Here is a 20,500-nt window from a genome sequence, read left to right as displayed (position 1 = left end):
GGTTAGTGAATTATAACCGTAAAATACCCCAAACGTGGTATTTTCCATTAGAAAGTTTCTCTCTAATTTTGATGGCATAAACAACCAGGATATGAATAAGAGGATCACTAACCATTCACGCATATGAAAAATATCTTTTTTTATCTTATATTTTTGCTGATTGTCCTTCCGACATCGTGCAAAAAACAGAGCAACGACGCGATCGATGACAAGCCAGACGAAGAAACACCAATTGTCGGCTCCGAAAATGCTGTATTTACGCCCATGTCAGGAACACCTGGGGACATTATCCAAGTGAAAGCCCGCTTCAAAGCAGATAAAAGCCTATGGACAGGTAAGCTTGGTGATAAAAGCATGCAATTAAGCCGTCTCAACGACAGCATTGCCTATTTCGTGGTGCCCGTAGTATCGCCCGGTAAAGTAAACCTGAACCTGAGCGAAGCCGGGCTGAAAGAATCGATATTCACGGTAGACACCTATCAAGCCATTACAGATCCCACGCCGGCCGTGAGCAGTTTTAGCAATACCTTGGAGACGCTTATCACGAGTCTACACGAAGAAGATGCAACATTAAAGACCAACATGAATCTTTTAATGGAAGCCTTTCATAAAAAGTATGCCGAGCTGCCTCCGAGCGAGAAGATAGCTTTGGCCTATTGCCTAAATGGTATTACGAAAAATCTACAGGCCGGTCCGCAAGCCGGAAGTAACAAATTGCTTTCCGCCTCATCCAGTGCCTCGCTGCAGAGTCGTCTGCTAAAATCGTCATCCTTTGCCTGGCTGGATGTCCCTGGATCGATCGAATCACAGGCCGAATATCGAGAAGCCATCCTTGCTTCCGGCGCATTACTCGTCTTTTCACTTTCCACATTGGTGGTCGGTGCGGAACTATTCGCTGCCCCTACCGGATGGACGCAAGTTGGCGGCTTAGCCTTACTAGCCTCCTCCCTATACTCCTTCAGCAAGTTTTTAAAGTATAAGTCAGTTATGTTCAGGTATAACGGTAAAGCCATAACCATATTTATGCCATCCGCCAGCAACAAGATGCGTCTCATGTCTACTACCACCTCGAATTCTGCTGGGCTCACCTTCGTTCAAGATACCCTTTATGCATTACGCCCAACCGTAGGATACGAAACGCTTACCACGGCCGACAAGAATAGCAACAATATGGTCTTTAGCCGTCTTATTTCCCGGATGGAAGAGGCGGGAGGCCTGTATAATAAAGGAATCGATTTTCTGAACGGTGTATCATCCTGGTTTAGTGCCAAGCCTTCACTTACAAAGTTCACGCTCGGACTACCCGCTAGTTCCCCGGTACAGAACCGGACTTCTCCCGGCTCCTTACTTCGTGTTGAAGCCGTGTCCGATAGCCGGATCAACATTCAAGTTACACCGCTCGACGATGGGATATCGGTCAAAGCCAGCAGTACGGAGGTGGATACGATCGTGCCTCTCACATTCCGTCTGGCCTACAAGGAGCCCGACTTGGGTATCGATATCCATACCGTCGTCAACGCTACCTACGACGGGCGACCACGTCCCCATCAACTGGATAAGGTAAGTGGCGACAAACAAACGACAACACCGGGACAGAAACTCAAAGAGCCACTGAAAATAAAAGTTACAGACGAGAATGGGAAAATTCTGGCGGGTGTTGATGTAGAATGGAAAATCAAAAGTGGTGGCGGCAGCCTTAGCAACACGCAGCGCAAAACAAATGCACAGGGCATCGCCTCCGCTGAATGGACACCGGGGAGCACGGGAGACCAAGAAGTTAGTGTACTGGTTAACACAATAGCAGGCACACCGGTACGCAACGCGCCGCTAGTATTTACGGCGCAGGGTGTCACTATAATCGGCAAGTGGAAAGCTACCGAACTATACCACGACTGGTACGACGGCGACATCGATGTAAGCGGAAGACAGATGCTCGGTTACCACGTAGCCTATACACGAGAAAGTACGAAACACGACTGTACAGATCACGACAAGATCGAAGAGCGGACCGATGCGTACGAACTGGAATTCAAGGAAAACAATACGGCCAACTTTAGGGAAAAAGGATTTTATCGCTATCAGACCGCCTGTTCGACTGTACCACCTATCGAAGAAAACTACGATGACACCACTTCGAGCTCCTATACCCTGCGACCCGATAATGTGCTGGTGATTGATATAGAAGGTGATGAAATGAACTTCAAAATATTAAAGCTCACCTCCGACGAACTAATTATCGAAACATTTCAGGGCGACTATATGAAATTAGTACTGAAAAGAAATTGACATAGAATACAGAACAGTAGGAAAAATTCCACTTTTCCACGCGCCAGCGTATAAAAATCTTCGCCGGCGCGTGGATTATGTATCACACCTAATTAAATCAACCTACCTGTAAAGAAGCTGGACCAAATTCTTCAAAACGGATCTTTTCTTTTGGAACACCTTTTCCCAACAAGAAATTATGATGCTTCGAAATAAAAGGTGCTGGGCCACAAATGTAGTAATCGGCATTATCCTGAAGAATATCGTCCGCAATCATTGCCAACTCTACCCATCCCTTATGCTGATCTGCAGTCGTTTCCGCTGGGCTATCGTAAAAAATATGCTTTTTTAGAAATGTACAATTTTGTTCCAGTTCAACAAGCCTGTCTTTAAAAGCATGCACACCTTCATTCCTGCAGCCGTGTACCCATGTGATCGGCGTCTTCATCTCATCACCTTTGGCGATCAATTCTTCTAGCATAGATAACAGCGGCGTTTGACCTACACCTCCACTGATCAACACTTTGGGACTTTCGGCGTGCTCGTCTAACACAAATGTGCCTGCCGGCGCAGAAATATCGATAAGATCCCCCTCCTGGATATAAGTATGCAGACGGTTGCTGATCATCCCATCGGGATGCTCAGTACCCGATTCGCGTTTCACCGATATGCGGTAGTATATACCGTTAGGTGCACAAGAAATACTGTACTGTCGCGGTTGTAGTAAGTTCAGTTCGGGAAGGAATATCCGCAAGCTTAGGTATTGCCCTGGATGGAAGTCGGCAACCGCACCACCATCCGAGGGATAGAGGTAGAACGAGGTAATCTCTTCGGATTCTTTGATCTTTTGTTTAACAACGAAGGGTCGCCAGCCTGCCCAGCCGCCCGTCTTCGCCGTTTGCTGACCATAAATCTTTTGTTCATGCCCCGACATGATATCAGCTAACTGCTGGTAAGCTAGTGCCCATGCTTCCAGCAACTCACTGTTCGCTGCACCGCCCAGCACCTCGCCGATTGAGGCAATCAAATGTTTGCCAACTATAGCATAATGCTCCGGTCTAATATCCAGACTGGTATGCTTATGACCTATATTATTGATTACAGGCATCAACACAGCCGGGTTTTCGATGTGCTCTGCATAGGCCAAAACAGCCATAGCCAATGCGGTCTGCTGCTTCTTGTTTTGTTGGTTGCCCATATTGAATACATGCTTCAGTTCTGGGTTGTGCTCAAACATGCGGTTGTAAAAATGTGTGGTCAGCGATACACCGTGTTCTCTCAGAATAGGTACCGTAGATTTGACCAATTGTTTTTGTTGTTCTGTCATACGTATTTAGCATTTAATAAAGGATAAAAAAGTCCTTTATTGGTGTAAAAAATTTTATTTGTTTAATGTTAATTGTCCATTTATCAATTCCTGGTTGAATTTTCCGATCGTCGTTTCATGTAACATTTTGATAATCTGATTACGAACCTTTTTGAAATCCTTGTGTAACGGACATGGGTTTTCTTCCGAACAGTAGCTGAGGCCCATGCCACATCCGGTAAAAATATCATCCCCTTCTATTGCAGCTACAATATCAGCTAACGGCCGTTGTAAACCCACGGTATCAAGATAAAACCCACCCGTCGGACCTTTACTCGAACTAATTAAACCAACTTTACTAAGCTTTTGTAAAATTTTGGCGAGGAATGCTTCAGGCGAATCGATGTTTTCTGCGATCTCCTTTATCCCCGTCTTCTGTCCTTCTTGTGATTTCTGTGCAATGTAAAATACAGCTCTTATTGCGTATTCACAGGTTTTTGAAAAAATTCCCATCTCGATTCTTATTCCATTACGTTCTTTGCTCGTTCGATTGCATCTGCTTTATTGAGCGATAGGCGAACTATGCTGTCTACTCTTGCTTCTAGGTCATGTAATATATTGGCCGCCAATGCGATCAACATACCCTTTTGCAATACACAATGTTCCTGCCCTACACCAAAATCGATACACCCTTCCACTACAGCTACCACGATTGGATAGCCCGCCTTATGCTCCCTCATCACTTGTCCCGCCTTAAAAGCTATACGCACTTCCTTAAGGTCTGGCGAATTAATAAGCACACTAACCACTGGTTGCTTATCGCTGTATGTGATGTTCTCAAAAATCGATGCTATTTCCATTCGCCTCTAACTTATGTATTATTAACAGCTTGTTTCAGCTATTCAGCGTCCGATCGACGATCGATCTAAATAGCCTTAACGACTACAAATATAGTGAAATTAATAGAAGATAAAAATATCCTTTATTAAAAAAGAGCACTGTGCCATATTCCTATTGTTCTGTAAACGGCCTAAAATATTCATATGGCAAAAATGGAAGGACTCGTAATTTGCCCAACGCCCCTTGTTCTTGAAGATCAACTCCATTTAATCGTTAAGAAAGCTTCTTAAATTTTAGCGCGGATACGGCAGCGTGTTTCCCTCCTCCCCAGAACATATCAATCCCCTGATTGCGTACGCTTCCGACGATCGTGGACTCTCCATTGATCCACAAAAGGTGGCCCTTTCAAATTAGGCCATTCGTGAAGTGTTTTTAGCTATCGGCTATCACTTTGTTCTTCTTTTCCTTCCTGTATTAATTCATCCACCTCTTCCATTTCTCCACTTTCCAGCGTTTTAACGTCTTCTACTTGTTCATCATTCCCTTTGTCAATATGGAACGTGCAACCTATTGGAAAATGGTCAGAACCGACGGAAGGATAAATAAACAGTTTATCAATAAAGATATCGGGACTGTGAAACAGTAAATCCAACGGCACTCGGAAGAACCAATATTTTGCATGGAATGTCGACAATATCCCTCTACCGATCCGAGCGTCGAGCAGTCTGCTCGTCTTCTTGAATAAAATTGAGGATTTCGCCCAGGCCACATTATTAAAATCTCCTGTTACGAGGACTGGAATGTCATAGTCCCTTATCTTTTTCGCTACAGAAAGGAGATCCCCATCCCGCTCCTTTGAATTATCTTCTTCCGTAGGACTAGGCGGTGGCGGGTGCACACCGAAGAATATAAAACGGCATCCATCTTCCGTTTCGAGTTCGGCTTCGATACTCGGCAGATCATCCGCTACAAAATAGTGCGTCTGTATTTTATTTACTTTCAGTTTCGTATAAAAGTGCATTCCGTACGTATTCTCCAAACCGACTTTTTCGTAATTCGGATAATCCGCCTCCAGCACTTCCAACGCTTTTTCCCAATCCCCGTTACTCTCAATCGTTAAGAATATATCTGGCTTCTCTTCCTTAATTAACGTTATAAAACGATCATATTCTGTATTATACTGATATATATTACAAGATATAATCTTAACTTTCGCTGTACTATATTTAGAATGCGGAAATTTCTGTGTTCGCCAAAACTTAGTATATCGCATCAAGATAACAACATGATATATAATCAACGCCAATTGCACGGATTGGAGTACCCAAAGTAATGTGATATCTTTAATCAAAAAGAAAGACGCGCAAAAAACCCCTAACTGCGCGAATAAGAGCTGCAATTTAATGAATTCCGCTACCCTGAATACCCAATGTTGATTTTGTACAAAAGGAAGTAAGCCCAACAAAATCAGAAGAGTAGAAAAAAATATTGCAATTAGTTCCATTTTGCGCTAAGATAGAAAAATTCTATAAAAACCAGCGTCTCAGGTTCCACATCTGTCCGCAATCTCCAGCAGATTGGTCAAGCTATCCTGTGGTCGCGCATAGCCTACAGGCCACAAGAAATAAAAGAGGGTTGCAATGATAGAGAGCGGTGCAAGTGTCAATATCTTGACGAAGCAGACAAAACCACAACCGCAACGCCAACTTCGTGTACTCGTGACACATTTGCAGTCGTATCAGAGAACATACATTTATATACTCATTTTGTGGGTCTGTACAGAGATAGGGTACATTTTAAACTGTGACCTTGTCAGGTCAACAAACCTCTTGCAATATTTTCCAACTTTTTCACCCGCGATCGCCGCTTTTTGCATGATGATTGTGGCATTCATGATACAAAAACGGAGATCGTCTCCGTTTATATAATTCAATAAACAAAAAATTACAGAACTATGAAGGTACTAGTAATTGGAGGGGGGAATATGGGCTTCACCTACGCGGAAGCTATTGCAAAATCAACTTTTTTAAAAACCAAGGATTTGATGATCCTTGACAAATCGGAGGAACGGGTCGCCGAACTAAAAAGACACCCGCTTTTGGATGCTTATGCAGATCTCAAAGACTGTTTACCGAAAGCAGACGTAGTTTTAATCGCTGTCAAACCCAATCATGCGCAGGGGTTAATGGCCGAGATGAAACCTTGGGTAAACAAGGAACAAGTTTTTGTTTCCATTATGGCCGGTGTTACAATCAACGTTATACAAAATGGATTGGATGTAACCAAGGTCGTTAGGGCCATGCCCAATCTACCGGCTCAGGTAGGCCTTGGTATGACCTCATTTACTGCCGCTGCGGAGGTTTCGAGGTTGGAGCTTTCGACCATTGAACAACTCTTGAACACAACGGGAAGATCCATTCATCTAGAAACCGAAAAAGATATTGATGCCTCCACAGGCATCTCTGGCAGTGGCCCGGCTTACATATTTTACTTCATGCAATCTATGCTCGAGGCCGCCCAGAATATGGGATTTTCTGCCCGTGAGGCCCGTACATTAGTATATCAAACTTTTGCAGGTGCAGTCGAACTTTTCGGCTCATCCGATCTAGATCCCAATGCATGGATGGCAAAGGTCGCATCTAAGGGCGGTACCACCCGAGCGGCACTCGACTCGATGGAAGATAACAATGTAAAAGAGCTAATCAAAGAAGCCGCCTATGCGGCATTTGCCCGTGCCGTAGAATTAGGTAAGGAGTTCGATTATGCATAACGAACAAAAAACAGTGAAGCGAGTCGTAGTCAAAGTTGGCACCAATGTGATAACCAATAAAGACAAGCGAATTGATGGCACTATTTTAAATAAGCTGGTCGAGCAGATTGCAGAACTATACGAACAGGATATCCTTACCGTTCTCGTCTCTTCCGGATCAGTTATCGCCGGAAAAGAGGTAATGCGACACCAACTGCAGACAGCGGATAAAATTATTAGAAGACAAGTGTTTTCAGCTATTGGCCAGCCACGCATGATGCGGCATTACTATACACTTTTTCAATCGCATGGTATGCGCTGTGCACAAGTACTAGCAACCAAGCGCGACTTCGATACGGGCAAGCACCGAGAAAACATGATTAACTGTTACGAAGGGTTATTAAGAGAAGGTGTAATTCCGGTTGCGAATGAGGATGATGCCGTATCCTTGTCTATGTCTACCTTTACCGATAATGACGAATTGGCTAGCCTTGTGGCCGAATTAATACAAGCGGACATGTTGATTCTCCTGACCGATGCAGATGGATTTTTCAATGGCCACCCCAGAGATCCCGACAGCGAACTTATCAGACAGATAACGGTTGATGAAACCGTAGAACAATTTGTTCAGGAAAACATCAAAGACGAAGCTGAAGGCAGAGGAGGTATGAGATCCAAATTGCAAATTGCAAAAAAGACCGCTAAGATGAATATCCCCACTTATATTGCAAACGGGAAAACGAATAACGTTATTCTGGATATTGTTGCAGGCAAAGACGTCGGCACAAGGTTTACAATTTGAGTGTATCGTGATTGTATGGGGCATCCTTAACCGGGATGCCCCATTTTTATGTAGATCAACCTTCCCACCAAGACTCGAGGAGCTCCTGATGTTCCGCTATCCACTCCCTTGCCGTTTCTTTTTTACGCTTACTCGCTTCCATTCGAATCAACAGGTCATTCATGATCGCTTCTTCAAAAAAGGCACGCTGAAAATAGCGGTAGACCGCTGGAAAGTCCTCTTCAAAATCGTCTCTTACAAAGGTTTCGATATGCTCGGTATCACCGTATATTTTTTTCGGATCTTCCAAAAACTTGAGGTCGAAACGACCGAATAACCAATGCGGTTGCCAAGCTGTAACCACAATCCATTTGTTGTCATTAATGGCTTTCTGCAGTTCTGATGCCATCGCAATCATGGAAGAATTTAACTGCCTGTAGTCCAAGTCATAGGCAAGCAACACACTGTCGGTATAGGTAGCCATACCCGATCCGCGTTCAATCCCGACGATCCTACCCTCGAATTTGTCCTTATTTTCATTCAGTTCATCTATGGAACCAATATCCACATATCTGGGCACCACCAATCCGAGCTTTGCCCCCTTGTAATTTATACCAGCGCTCGAAATTCTTTTAAAAGGTGCTATCTTGTCGCCATGCGTTGTGGGCAGCCACACATTCATAAACACATCGGTGTCTCCATTATCCATCGACGCCAGCAAAAGATTAGGTGCTGCCTTATGCGTAATGACGTGATATCCCTTTTCCGCAAGAAATTCCTTGGTCACTAAAGTCATCGCGTTACCTTCAGCCCACCCTTCTACCATCCCCATACTGATACGTTTTGTTAACCGCTCGCCACACCCGCATAAAACGCAGCAAAGGAGTCCAAAAAAGCTTAATTTGTATACCATCTGTCTCATCTATTTATCCTATTACCAAAAGCCTGCGTAATGCGATCCAAAATGATGGCCAAAATCACCACCGACAGACCACTTTCAAAACCTAACCCAATATCGAGGTTGTTAATACCTTCCAGTACCTTTTCACCTAGCCCCCCCGCCGCGATCATGCCGGCAATCACCACCATTGAGAGCGAGAGTAGTATCGTTTGATTCACACCGGTAAGAATAGTCTTCAACGCCAATGGCAATTCTACTTTGAGGAGTATTTGCTTTTGTGTCGCGCCCAAAGAGCGGGCGGCCTCCACTATGTCGGCCGGTACCTGCTGAATGCCCAAAGCCGTTAAACGGACCGCTGGAGGCATCGCAAAAATAATAGTGGCAAAAGCACCTGGCAGTTTACCGATACTAAAGAAAAGAACAGCGGGGATGAGGTAAACAAAGGCCGGCATGGTCTGCATCAGATCGAGAAGCGGCCTAATGATTCGGTTCGCAGTTTGGCTTTTTGCAGACCATATCCCAAGCGGCAAGGCCATTATCAGCGCAATGATTGTAGATGAAATGATCAATGCGAGTGTTTGCATGGTCTCTTCCCAAAATCCCATTAGGTAGATCAGCACCAATCCCATAAGCGTAAACACCGCCACACGACGCCCTGCATATTTCCATGCCACTGCGGCAAACAGTCCAATCGTTATATAGAATGGTGTTCCGACCAATATCCATTCCATACTTTCGATACCTGCATTTCCGGTCGTTTTGATAAAGTCGAAAAATGGCCTTAAGTTATTCATTAGCCATTTTACGGCCACCGCTATATATTGCCCTATGTCAATTATCTTTTCCATGAATGATTAATTATTATTTGCATATTCTTTTAATGTATTGATGTCCTGCTCATTAAAACGGGTAGCTTCGATGACAAGTGAATTTTGTGATACGATACCCAACAAACGTCTTGATTGTTTATCGATTACCGCAATAGGTGATCGTGTAGCACTAATGAGCGGTAACATTTCTTCCACAGTTACATCCGTAGTAATTGCGGGTACCTCCGTTAGCAAAATGTGCTGCACCGTTTTCTCTTCCCTTTTTGCACTTTGTACGGCATCGTTAACCCATACAAAACCCATAAACACCTGTTGGTCGTCGACCACCGGCAGTACATCCAGACCTGTTGTACGCATCTTGCGTAAAGTCCCCTCCGGGCCGTCCTTGCCAAAGCGAACGACGGTAGGCTTTTCGTGCATCAATGTACCCGCTGTAATGATTGTTTTACGATCTACCTTTTTAACAAAAGCCTCTACATAAGGTGTAGCCGGATTCGTTAGGATTTCCTCCGCTGTACCGATCTGCTCGATAATACCATCTTTCATGATCGCGATACGATCTCCCAGTTTAATCGCTTCATCCAAATCATGCGTAACGAATACCACCGTTTTTTTGAGTTTGCTTTGCAGACCAAGCAGCTCATCTTGCATCTCGGTCTTGATCAGCGGATCCAGCGCCGAGAATGCCTCATCCATCAGCAGTACCTCGGGATCATTGGTTAAGGCACGTGCCAAACCGACGCGCTGCTGCATACCGCCAGATAGTTGCGCGGGACTTTGATGGCTAAATCCATGTAACCCTACAGTTTCTATCGCCTGCTGGGCCTTAGCCTCCCTTATATCCTTCTTTTCGCCTCGCAGCTCCAAGCCAAAAGCCACATTGTCTAACACCGTACGGTGCGGCAGCAGACCGAATTTTTGAAACACCATACTCATTTCCGTACGGCGTACATCCAGTAATTCACGGTGACTTTTACGCGTTATATTGTCGCCGTTGACGTATACGCTGCCTGCTGTGGGCTCGATTAGGCGGTTCAGACAACGTAACAAAGTCGACTTCCCACTTCCCGAAAGCCCCATAATGACAAAAAATTCACCCTCAATTATGTCAAAATTCGCGCAGTTTATACCCACGGTGCACTGTGTCTTCGTTAGAATCTCATTCTTCGAATTACCCTTTTTCAGCATCTCGAGCGCATGTCCCTTATTCTTGCCAAAAATCAAAATAAGATCTTGGACCCTTATTTTTACAGGTCTGCTTTCTTCCATATTAACAAATTTTAAAATGTGATTAAATGTTGCTTAATGCAATATGCCCATCCAGAACATGACGAGCAGTCAACGGTTTACATAGGAATTCCCTTGCGTATACACGCTACGCTAGAAATGTATTTTCTGAACTAAAAAACCGTGATATTTTAAAATCCGCAGGGAGGGATTTTTAAGGTATTTATTAAGGACATTTTCCTGATCCAATAAAATAAGCAATACGAACTATTGTATATTTCTCTTTTTCTCATTACGACAAAGGTATGAAAAAATAAATACATGCCCGTCAGGAGGATCGGCACGACGGACAACGTCAAAGATTTCAGACAGATAAAAGGTCGTGCGCATACCCAACTTGGTTAGCAAAAAAAGTCTCACGTAGGTTTCCGCGATTCACATTTTCCTTTGCCAGCAAATAAATAAGATTTGTATTTTCGAGATAAATTTTCGATGGCTTTTGCAACAGACTGATTCCCTCTCCGTACTTGAAAAGATTAGTGGTTAAATCTATTTCATCCAGATAGTGCAGATAGGACAACAAGGTACTTCGGTTAATCCCTCTCTATTCACTTACTTTTACTAACGTTGGGGATGAAGGGTACGGATTCTGCAATGATCGTTAACAGCTGTTTAATTTTAACCACATAAGCGAGGTCTATTTGCCGTAATAGCGGCAATTCAATCTCCGTCGAAATGACGACATATTTTCCTTCTGAGACGCCCTCTCCAGTTATTGGCTAAAAGGTCCGAATTCTTCAGCAGGATGTAAGGTGCCAGCCCATCCCATTATCTTACCGTTCAGGAACATTGTGAGTAGTTATTTTTCATGCTGGGGACGATTAATTTATTGAATTATTAAAGGAGATGCCTTTTAAGCGCCATCTATCTTTCAAAAAACGAAGTGATGTTGTAAACTGCGAAAAATCTTTTCTATCGTTTTGTGTCCACCCCACTTCTGCTGTAGCAGCCAACCTTGGAAAGAGCAGGTATTCTAGGCGCTCTTCCGTCGCCACAAATTCGCTCCACAGCTGGCAGCTCACACCCAACACATTACCCGGCAAACCCACTAACGAACTTGGTACAGGCTCGAATTCATATACCTTACTTAGCGCCGTGGCTTCGTAATTGAAATAATTGTATTCATGAAAAGCATTAACAATATCATATCCGTCTTGGGCGGCGCGTACCATAAGGTCTTCATTCCCCATCCAAAAATGAATGATGGTGTTTGCGGCAAGACTTTCGCTAACAACATAATCATGTGCGTCATTATTGAAATGATCCATTATTTTCTCTCCTAAAATATCATTCCAGCCCATCATACGCTTGCCCTTGCCATTCAAAAAATGAGACAAATCGTTCGTAAACCGGGTTTGCACATCAGCGGGAGATTTCAAACCTTCTTTTGCCATCAGCTTTTGAATGGCTTCAGAGGCCCGCCATTGGTCGTATTTAACTTCATCACCTCCAATATGAACAATATTTGAGGGGAACAATTCCATCACCTCTGTCAACACATCCTGAACAAAAGTAATGACATTCGGATCAGCTACGTTATAAACCTGATCAAGTACACCCCAATAACCGGGCACCCTGATTTGCTGTGAAGAGCTTCCTAACCAAGGATATGCTGCGATGGCCGCACTTGTATGGCCTGGCATATCGATTTCTGGAATGATGCTGATATGTAGATCTGCCGCATATTTGACAATCTCACGGATATCGTTCTGCGTATAAAATCCGGCATGAGGTGTTCCATCGTAGATAAATTTATCCGTTCCCCAGCCGTCAATCATTGTCGAGTCACGACGCCCTCCAATACTCGTAAGCAAAGGGTACTTATTTATTTGAATGCGCCAACCCTGGTCGTCTGTGAGATGCCAATGAAAGGTATTCATTTTAAGCAACGCCATCTCGTCTAGTAATTTCTTCACCGTACCCTTTCCTTTGAAATGCCGGGCTTCGTCCAACATAAAGGCCCGCCATCCGAAACGTGGGACATCCCGCATTTGCATACAGGGTAGATTAAATCCCCCCGAGGTAGACCCTTGCTGCATCATGAGCTGCCGTAAACTTTGAATGCCATAAAATATTCCTCTTGAATGGGCTGCCCGAATAGAGATTTCATGCGTAGAAATATGCAGCACATATCCTTCATTTTTTAATTCGTTTTCCAATGTCTCGTCAATAGCGAGTTTAATCCATTTTTTATCATCATTCGCTCCTACCGGCTTATGGCCCAACGCCTCCACAAATAATTTCTCCAAATACATCCCTTCTTTTTTCAGCTCCCTTGGCCACATGACCGCAGTTCGATGATCCAACTTAAATTCTCCTGAAAATACTTCTAGTTGGTTAGGACGGGGGATAATTTGCGCACACGCAGTCTGATGAACCACACCAACTAGTATAAATAGTATAAAGATTCGAAATATCATAGTTATAATTTTAATTTATCAATCGTATTAAAGACATGGATTCCATCCAATTCAACCCCCGTCCAAACCATTCTTCAAAAGAAGGCCAAGTCAAAAATCCGTGTTCGCCTTTCGCGTAAATGTGTATGCTTGCTGCGACGTTACTTCGACGAAGCGCATTAAAAAACAGCAAGCTGTTTTCTACGGGCACCACTTCGTCGACCGCTGCGTGCACTAAAAATGTCGGCGGGGTCGTATGATCCACATGCAGATTAGCAGAGAAATAGGTAATCAATTGTTCGTCGGGCTGGGAGCCGATCAAATTGGCCCTTGACCCTAAATGAGCGAAATCCTTTTCAAAGCTGATTACCGGGTTAATGAGTAACATGAAGTCGGGTTTTAGCGATGTATTCTCCAGGTTAGCAACGTGAGGGTCATTATGATGTACACCAGCCATTGCTGCAAGGTGTCCTCCTGCAGAAAAGCCCATTAATCCTATACGGTCAGGGTTAACCCTCAAGGACTGTGCTCCATCTCTCACCCGCTTTATGGCCTGTTGCACATCTTGAAGAGGACCAATCGCTTTATTGCACATTGTCCTATCACTCGGTAGTCGATATACTAATACAAAAGCTGTTATGCCATGTGCGTTAAGCGCTTTAGCAATGTCAGTACCTTCCCTTTCGGTAAGCAAGACGTGGTATCCACCACCCGGACAAATGATCACAGCCGTGCCATTTGCAATTGCTTCAGGAGGATAGAACGCTATCAAACTGGGTTCCGAAATTTCGAACGACAGCATACCTACCACCGGGTCCTTCTTACTATATACATTATTAACTGCGGATTTCGTATTTGGTATTTCCCGATGATATAACGCAAATGATTGCTGTCCAAAAACAATATCTTCACTACACAGCAGTATCATTAAAATGATAACAATGTTTCGTGATAACATAAATCCCCGTATTTGGATGTTATTCATATTGAGTCAAATCCCCTTTCCCATTATAAATCGCTTGCAACGCATACGCCTTGGCTTTGGGTGAAAATCCTTTTGCTTGAGATGGTTCCCGGAAGTAACCAAAGTGAACTTCTCCTTTACCTCCCCATTGGTTCGCAAATTCGCATTCGAATAACCTAAATGCAGTCATATTTTTCACATAAGACATATCCGTTTTTATATAGTTGAAGGCAGTTTCCATGTCCTTTATTTGTTGTATTTCCGTATTCCCATCACCGTAATCGGTAAAGCCAAACTCCGTAAAAAAAACAGCTTTACCTTGATCGCCGTACAAAGTACTAATTTCATAAATTTGATTGTTCGCATTTACCCAGTCTCCATTGACTCCACCCGTATTGACATAAGGATGCCATCCTAGATTTTCAAAATAATCATTCGGATCTTTCGAGGAGGCTGCCCCAAACGGGTAATCTCCAGACCGGATCAGGTCATAGATTCCTGTCATGAAAGACCTGAGATCCCCGCTTCCCAGTCCACCCGTACCCGGGCTGTAGCCTGGCATAATCGTTTTGGTATTCGGATTTCCTCTTTTAATTCCCCTAGAAGCATAATACATGTAATTAACGTTCTGCTGAATTAATTCCGCTCGCGTAAACCCTCCTGTTCCTTCGCTACCAAAAGCGCCATCAAATCCATTCGGATGATAAAACACATTTGCGTTGAATTCATTTCCCATTTCCCAGTATTCAATCTCTGGAAATGTCTTCGCGATAAGCGTCCATGTATCGGCGACCGCCGATAACCATTTACCATAATCTTTGTCGTTTATGCGGGGCGCACTGTATGGGCTATCGGGAACAAAGCCTGAGTTATTTGGGAATACCATACACATGCCAATGATCTGCTTTACCCCATTATTTTTAAGTTTCTTAATCGCCGATTTATAATAACTAACGAGTTGCTCATTATACCCTTCTCCGTTTTCAAACGTGCCATTGTTTATCATTAATCTAAAACTTTGTGCGCCGATTGCTCCCACAAGATTTGCCGCTTTATCGAGATCGAACCCCCGAACTTGGAAATAATTGTTCGACGGATCTGGGTTTCCCACCTCCCAGAGCGGTTCGACAATACCAAATAATATAGATCCATCATCCACGACATCAGGTATTTCTGGCGGCTGAGGTTCGGGATGTTCGGATTTATTCGAGCAGTTGCCCATAAGCAATAGAAAAGCTAATCCTATTAATACATTCAATCTATTCAACTTCATAAGATCATATTAATTCGTATACCCGTCATTCTGGTCAAGTGCCCGTTGTCTGTTGATTACACTCTGAGGGATTGGAAACAAATCGAAGGCTGGTCTATATATTCGCTCCCCTATTATATTTGGCCAATAAAAGGTACCGTTATCGTTGACATCGATAATCACACCGCGCGCTTCTTTCATTACTTGTTCGCCTATTCGCCAGCGACGGATATCCCAAAAACGCTGTCCTTCAAAAGCCAACTCAACCCGGCGTTCGTGGCGAATCCGTTCACGCATTGCTTCTTTATCCAAATTACCAGTTAACGGCGGCATATCTATACCTGTTCGGGTTCGGACTTCGTTCACAGCGGCGTAAACACTTGCATCAGGTGCTTCTAGCCATTCATTTTGTGCTTCAGCATAACACAAAAGCACATCTTCATAGCGCATGTAGACCCAATAATGCTCTCCTGAGATCGCGTTCGGGGTAATATTACCATTTTCGTCAACTGTTTTCCGAAGATAATAACTCGTCTGCGTTTGGGCCAATCCACCCCAGCGCTGTACCCCATCGGTACCCGAATTTAAGTAGGTACGAACGGTAATATCTTTCCATGTTGCACCATCATATAAGATGGACATGGCTAATCTCGGATCTCTTCCCACATATGGCGCAAACTCATTAAACCCAGAGCCGGGGTCAAAAATCCCAAGTCCAGTTTCCTTCATTTCATACGCATCGACCAAGTTCTGTAAGGGCTGAACACGAGCACTACCGCCCAAGCTTGGCAAAAAATTCAATGACACCCATCTGGTTTCGTTTAAGCTAGACTGAAAAATCAAATTCGGTGAGGTGCGGGAATGAAAAAGACTCTCGTAATTGCCGTCTACCCGATAGAAGTTTAGATCCATTACCGCCTGTGCGGCAGCAGCAGCATTCTTCCACTTTTCTGGGTTATTTTCTGGGTTGTGTAGTTTACTAGCCAGGTACAGTTGCGCCTTTGCTTTCAACATTAATGCGGCGCCTTTGGTTCCGCGTCCAATATTGTTTGCACTATTCTCAAGAAGCAATAATTCCACCGCCTTATCGCAGTCCGATGAAATAAAATCAACAATTTCTTCGGCCGTATTTCGCGGAAGATTCAAATCATCATTAATATTCAATACATGATCCACCAATGGAACACCGCCATAACGTTTAAACAGTTCCATATAATACCAAGCCCGAAGAAAATACCCTTCTCCCTTCATTCGGCTTTTCCCTGCTTCTTCCGTGGGATTAGTTGTCGGGAGCTGATCGATTTTTTCCAAGAAAATATTGACTGCGCGTATAGACTCGTACATACCGGTCCACCTATCCATGGGATTGTAATTGGCATTGATCAACCCCTGCGTAAATTCGTGAGGCCCTCCGGCAAGCTGCACCGAAGATAGCGCCTCATCAGATACCGACGCATAGGTTAGAGTTGGGTGATCTCCAGGATTGCCGGGAAACCATTCCGTGGGAATGCGAGCATATAGGTTAGAAACATATTGTTCGACCTGACGGTAGCTACCAAAAACCTCATCTTCGGAAAGTCCACCGACAGGAGACCTATCGAGATAATCATTCACATTGCATGAATGAAATGTACATATGGCTACAAAAGCTATTTTAGAAAGTAATTTATTATTAAATATCATCGCTATTTATCTAGGTATTCAATGGTCAAAAATTAACAGATAGTCCAAAATTAAAAATTCGCATTGGAGGATGTACTGCACCATACCCATTGTCGTTCTCCGGGTCGAGCAATTTGGCCTCTGTCCATGTGAACAAATTCATCGCGGTGGAATACAGCCTTAGCGTCTTAAAGGATCGGTTTTTGAACAACGCAACGTTTTCGAAGGTATAACCAATCTCAACGTTCTTTAGCCTTATGTAACTGGTATTATCCATGTAGAACGTACTGGCCCTATGGTTGTTTGAGTTACCTCCGTAATGTAGTGCAGGGTAAGTGGCGGTGGATGCTGTTTCCGGTGTCCAGCGACCTTGGTGGTAAGGGGTTGCCTTTCCTCCGCCGTAAAACTCATAGTATCCCACACTTACCGGCTGTCTATTTGCATTTGCTGCCCCTTGAAATAAGAAACTCATATCCAACTTATTCCAGGTAAACCCTCCGGCAAAGCCAAAGAAAACTTCCGGAACAGTGCTACGACCGATGGCCCCCTCATCATTCCCGTCAATAACGCCGTCGTCATTGAGATCTTTATATTTTATATCACCAGGGATTACATTCCCAAACTGTGTGGGACTATTGTCAATCTCTTCTTGGCTATTGAAAAACCCCAAGCTTGTTAATCCATAGAGCTGACCGATAGGATGGTCTGTTCTCGCCAGCCAGGGATAATCTGGCGTAGCCTCATCCATGAATAGAATTTTATTCTTGGCCAAGGAACCATTTGCATTCAAGAAATAGTTAACATTGCCAATTTTATACCGATGTGATAGCTCAACCTCAAATCCACGGTTATCTACCTTACCCATATTGACGGGCGGAAGGTTTCCAGAAGGAACACCTAAAATAGAAGGAACGGTGTTTCTGGTAATCAAAATATCGTATCTATTTTCTTTAAAGAGATCAAGTGTTAACCCAAAAACATTGTTGAAAAACTGGGTCTCGAGTCCTATGTTTGCCTTTTTAGATTTTTCCCAAGAAACATCCGGATTCGCCATCGCCCCTTCCGTTATTCCGCCGATATGTGTTAAGGAGTTCCCAAACACGTACCCCGTCGAATTTTGATATTCGGAGATGAACAACCAACGCCGTCCTCCAAGCTGGTCATTACCTGTAAGCCCATAAGATCCCCGCAGTTTCAAATAATTAACTACGCCATTATCTTTTAAGAAATTCTCTTCAGACAATACCCAACCTGCGGAAACTGCAGGAAAAAAGCCGTACCTAAGCTTTTTCGCGAAGTTGTCAGTACCATTGTAACCGGCGTTCAGTTCTCCAAAATACTTGTTTTTATAGTTGTAAACGAACCTACCAACCAAGCCCTGTGAAACAAACGGAACCTGATTAGCGATTACTTTTTGGGTACGGTTTGCCAATAGCAAACCTGTCAGCTCGTGATCTCCAAATTTCCGTTGATAGTTTAAGGACATATCTATCCACACGTCTCTATTTTGCACGAAGGAAGAAGAGGGCGCTGTTAGCGGCATTTCTGTACCGATGAGATCATAACTGCTATCTTCTTCAAACGGGCCGGTACCTTTATATTGCGACCGGATAGTTAATTTCTGTCGTACAAAGCTGTTTCTGAAATATCCATCAAATGAGTAATTTCCTTTTAAGGTCAAGCCTTCCGTAATAAAATTGAGTTTTCGCGCCAAGGATAACATCCCTGACAAGGATGAATTGTATTCTTCTACGTAACCCCAGTCGTTCAAAATCCAGAAAGCATTGTTTTGTCCGCCACTTCTTGCACCATAACGACCGTTCGGATACTTAATTGGAAATTCATTAGGAGGGACAACAAGCAAGGTATAAAAAATGTCTGCATCCGTATAGAACGGTCGGTTTTTATCTTCTATGGCGCCAAAAAGACTTAATCCCATGGAAAAATCATCGTCGAAATCAATATCAACATTCGACCTAAAATTATAGCGCTTGAAGTTGGCATTGGGATCATAATCCTTATTTTTCTCTGCTTTATAAATTCCTCCCTGGTCCAAATAACCTACATTCACAAAGTATTTTACCTTTTTTGCTCCACCGCTTATATTAAAATTGACTTTTGATTGTAATCCGTTTTTCAGCATCTCATCCATCCAGTCCACATTGGGATATAGTAATGGATTACTACCCGTGCGGTATGCTTCCAAAGCCTCCGCTGAATACAGCGGGGAAGTTGCATGAGGATTGTCATTAAAATAGGCCTCATTTGCTAATAATGCATGATTGTAAGAATCGAGAAACTTAGGAACCCGCACCACCTCCTGGATAGCCTGCTCCACACTCGCATTGATAATAGGTTGTGAAGCACTCCCCCGCTTAGTCGTTACAATAATTACACCATTGGCACCTTTTACACCGTAAAGAGCCGTTGCCGATGCATCCTTTAATATGGTAATATTTTCAACTTCATTCGGGTCTAGTAGGCTAATAGATTGGTAATCTTTTTGTATACCATCGATGGTCACCAATGGAGACGAGTTATTAAGGGAAGCTCTCCCCCGGATAAAAAGGTAAGGCATATCATTTCCGGGTTGACCACTACGTTGCATCGCTATCAATCCGGGCAAGCGACCTGCAAGGGCGTTCGTGATATTTGCCACCGGGCTCTGCTTCAATTGTTTACTTGATATGGACGCAATAGATCCCGTTTGGGCGATTTTTTTCTGACTCTGTCCGAAACCAAGTACCACCACTTCTTCCAGGTTTCCCGATTCTGCGACCAGAATTACTTCCAATTCATTCTGGTTTCGCACGGTAATCTCCCGTGTAACATATCCCACATATGTGAATACCAACACGGCCGATTCGGCAGATAAAGCATCCAAACTAAATCTTCCATCAGTGTCCGTTGAAGCAACAAGGGCTGTCCCTTTCACGGCGATGGTCACGCCTTCTATGGGCTCATCAAGCTCATTTTTTAAGATTCCTTTTATTGTTCTGCTTTGCGCGTTAGCCTGAAAAATCATCAAGCTCAACATCCATAATAAAAGGATTTGACAACAATACTTTCTGCCCAATGTTGGCAGAATAGATTGTGCAGGGTTGTTCATTAGTCTCCAATTCATAATTTGATTTCATCTTTTAGTTTAATTATTGATGAACGCTTAATAAAATAATACGGCTCCTTGCGCACTTATTATTTACATCTCGGTTTCATGTGCTAGTTTTCTTATAAACAATATTAAGCTGAAAATAAAGAAGTTTC

At 43.6% G+C, this 20,500-nt stretch carries 15 protein-coding genes; 3 read left to right on the top strand and 12 right to left on the bottom strand.

Features of this window, described 5'->3' with window-relative positions:
• Positions 1 to 123: 123 nt before the first annotated feature.
• Positions 124 to 2,286 carry an Ig-like domain-containing protein gene (locus tag C4F40_RS00620; RefSeq protein ID WP_196937437.1) on the top strand — a complete coding sequence of 721 codons (2,163 nt, stop codon included), beginning with the start codon at positions 124 to 126 and terminating at the stop codon, positions 2,284 to 2,286.
• A 97-nt stretch (positions 2,287 to 2,383) separates the two neighbouring features.
• Here C4F40_RS00620 and hmpA read toward each other — a convergent pair whose 3' ends face one another.
• The 4 genes from hmpA to C4F40_RS00600 all read right to left on the bottom strand — a co-directional run bounded on the left by hmpA (position 2,384) and on the right by C4F40_RS00600 (position 5,915).
• Entirely contained in the window at positions 2,384 to 3,592 is a 1,209-nt protein-coding gene (gene hmpA, locus C4F40_RS00615) for an NO-inducible flavohemoprotein (RefSeq protein ID WP_196937436.1), read from the bottom strand.
• 54 nt (positions 3,593 to 3,646) lie between these two features.
• Positions 3,647 to 4,084 carry an RrF2 family transcriptional regulator gene (locus C4F40_RS00610; protein WP_196937435.1) on the bottom strand — a complete coding sequence of 146 codons (438 nt, stop codon included), beginning with the start codon at positions 4,082 to 4,084 and terminating at the stop codon, positions 3,647 to 3,649.
• Positions 4,085 to 4,092: 8 nt separating this feature from the next.
• Positions 4,093 to 4,431 carry a cupin domain-containing protein gene (locus tag C4F40_RS00605; protein ID WP_196937434.1) on the bottom strand — a complete coding sequence of 113 codons (339 nt, stop codon included), beginning with the start codon at positions 4,429 to 4,431 and terminating at the stop codon, positions 4,093 to 4,095.
• 416 nt (positions 4,432 to 4,847) lie between these two features.
• Complete coding sequence (locus tag C4F40_RS00600) at positions 4,848 to 5,915, bottom strand: endonuclease/exonuclease/phosphatase family protein (protein ID WP_196937433.1); 1,068 nt, start codon at positions 5,913 to 5,915, stop codon at positions 4,848 to 4,850.
• A gap of 450 nt (positions 5,916 to 6,365) precedes the next feature.
• On the opposite strand from C4F40_RS00600, the gene proC reads away from it, so the two are divergent.
• Complete coding sequence (gene proC, locus C4F40_RS00595) at positions 6,366 to 7,181, top strand: pyrroline-5-carboxylate reductase (protein WP_196937432.1); 816 nt, start codon at positions 6,366 to 6,368, stop codon at positions 7,179 to 7,181.
• Positions 7,174 to 7,962, top strand: a complete 789-nt coding sequence (proB, locus tag C4F40_RS00590) for a glutamate 5-kinase (protein ID WP_196937431.1) — start codon at positions 7,174 to 7,176, stop codon at positions 7,960 to 7,962. Before proC ends, proB begins: the two co-directional genes overlap by 8 nt.
• 55 nt (positions 7,963 to 8,017) lie before the next feature.
• Here proB and C4F40_RS00585 read toward each other — a convergent pair whose 3' ends face one another.
• The 8 genes from C4F40_RS00585 to C4F40_RS00550 all read right to left on the bottom strand — a co-directional run bounded on the left by C4F40_RS00585 (position 8,018) and on the right by C4F40_RS00550 (position 20,360).
• On the bottom strand, positions 8,018 to 8,854 hold the full coding sequence (locus C4F40_RS00585) for a glycine betaine ABC transporter substrate-binding protein (RefSeq protein WP_196937430.1): 837 nt from the start codon (positions 8,852 to 8,854) through the stop codon (positions 8,018 to 8,020).
• 5 nt (positions 8,855 to 8,859) lie between these two features.
• Entirely contained in the window at positions 8,860 to 9,690 is an 831-nt protein-coding gene (locus C4F40_RS00580) for an ABC transporter permease (protein WP_196937429.1), read from the bottom strand.
• A 6-nt stretch (positions 9,691 to 9,696) separates the two neighbouring features.
• On the bottom strand, positions 9,697 to 10,941 hold the full coding sequence (locus C4F40_RS00575; RefSeq protein WP_196937428.1) for a quaternary amine ABC transporter ATP-binding protein: 1,245 nt from the start codon (positions 10,939 to 10,941) through the stop codon (positions 9,697 to 9,699).
• Positions 10,942 to 11,780: 839 nt separating this feature from the next.
• A complete protein-coding gene (locus C4F40_RS00570; RefSeq protein WP_196937427.1) occupies positions 11,781 to 13,379 on the bottom strand; it encodes a beta-N-acetylhexosaminidase in 1,599 nt (532 codons plus the stop codon).
• Positions 13,380 to 13,389: 10 nt separating this feature from the next.
• Positions 13,390 to 14,316 (bottom strand): alpha/beta hydrolase, encoded by a 927-nt coding sequence (locus tag C4F40_RS00565; RefSeq protein WP_196937426.1) that lies wholly within the window; start codon positions 14,314 to 14,316, stop codon positions 13,390 to 13,392.
• A 19-nt stretch (positions 14,317 to 14,335) separates the two neighbouring features.
• The gene (locus tag C4F40_RS00560; protein ID WP_196937425.1) at positions 14,336 to 15,595 is read right to left on the bottom strand and encodes a hypothetical protein; all 1,260 of its coding nucleotides are present in this window, start codon (positions 15,593 to 15,595) and stop codon (positions 14,336 to 14,338) included.
• Positions 15,596 to 15,604: 9 nt separating this feature from the next.
• On the bottom strand, positions 15,605 to 17,257 hold the full coding sequence (locus tag C4F40_RS00555; protein WP_196937424.1) for a RagB/SusD family nutrient uptake outer membrane protein: 1,653 nt from the start codon (positions 17,255 to 17,257) through the stop codon (positions 15,605 to 15,607).
• A gap of 25 nt (positions 17,258 to 17,282) precedes the next feature.
• Positions 17,283 to 20,360, bottom strand: a complete 3,078-nt coding sequence (locus tag C4F40_RS00550) for a SusC/RagA family TonB-linked outer membrane protein (RefSeq protein ID WP_196937423.1) — start codon at positions 20,358 to 20,360, stop codon at positions 17,283 to 17,285.
• Positions 20,361 to 20,500: the final 140 nt, after the last annotated feature.

It is taken from the genome of Sphingobacterium pedocola (assembly GCF_015209965.1).
Lineage (GTDB): Bacteria > Bacteroidota > Bacteroidia > Sphingobacteriales > Sphingobacteriaceae > Sphingobacterium > Sphingobacterium pedocola.
Note: the sequence above shows the minus strand (reverse complement) of the source record. Positions and strands in the feature narration are given on the sequence as shown.

Bases quoted from the DNA above. Each gene is read 5' to 3' on its own strand.
- C4F40_RS00570 (WP_196937427.1), bottom strand. From the start codon at position 13,379: ATGATATTTCGAATCTTTATACTATTTATACTAGTTGGTGTGGTTCAT.
- C4F40_RS00610 (WP_196937435.1), bottom strand. From the start codon at position 4,084: ATGGGAATTTTTTCAAAAACCTGTGAATACGCAATAAGAGCTGTATTT.
- proC (WP_196937432.1), top strand. From the start codon at position 6,366: ATGAAGGTACTAGTAATTGGAGGGGGGAATATGGGCTTCACCTACGCG.
- C4F40_RS00560 (WP_196937425.1), bottom strand. From the start codon at position 15,595: ATGAAGTTGAATAGATTGAATGTATTAATAGGATTAGCTTTTCTATTG.
- C4F40_RS00585 (WP_196937430.1), bottom strand. From the start codon at position 8,854: ATGGTATACAAATTAAGCTTTTTTGGACTCCTTTGCTGCGTTTTATGC.
- C4F40_RS00580 (WP_196937429.1), bottom strand. From the start codon at position 9,690: ATGGAAAAGATAATTGACATAGGGCAATATATAGCGGTGGCCGTAAAA.
- C4F40_RS00575 (WP_196937428.1), bottom strand. From the start codon at position 10,941: ATGGAAGAAAGCAGACCTGTAAAAATAAGGGTCCAAGATCTTATTTTG.
- C4F40_RS00620 (WP_196937437.1), top strand. From the start codon at position 124: ATGAAAAATATCTTTTTTTATCTTATATTTTTGCTGATTGTCCTTCCG.
- C4F40_RS00550 (WP_196937423.1), bottom strand. From the start codon at position 20,360: ATGAATTGGAGACTAATGAACAACCCTGCACAATCTATTCTGCCAACA.
- C4F40_RS00565 (WP_196937426.1), bottom strand. From the start codon at position 14,316: ATGTTATCACGAAACATTGTTATCATTTTAATGATACTGCTGTGTAGT.
- C4F40_RS00600 (WP_196937433.1), bottom strand. From the start codon at position 5,915: ATGGAACTAATTGCAATATTTTTTTCTACTCTTCTGATTTTGTTGGGC.
- C4F40_RS00605 (WP_196937434.1), bottom strand. From the start codon at position 4,431: ATGGAAATAGCATCGATTTTTGAGAACATCACATACAGCGATAAGCAA.
- proB (WP_196937431.1), top strand. From the start codon at position 7,174: ATGCATAACGAACAAAAAACAGTGAAGCGAGTCGTAGTCAAAGTTGGC.
- hmpA (WP_196937436.1), bottom strand. From the start codon at position 3,592: ATGACAGAACAACAAAAACAATTGGTCAAATCTACGGTACCTATTCTG.
- C4F40_RS00555 (WP_196937424.1), bottom strand. From the start codon at position 17,257: ATGATATTTAATAATAAATTACTTTCTAAAATAGCTTTTGTAGCCATA.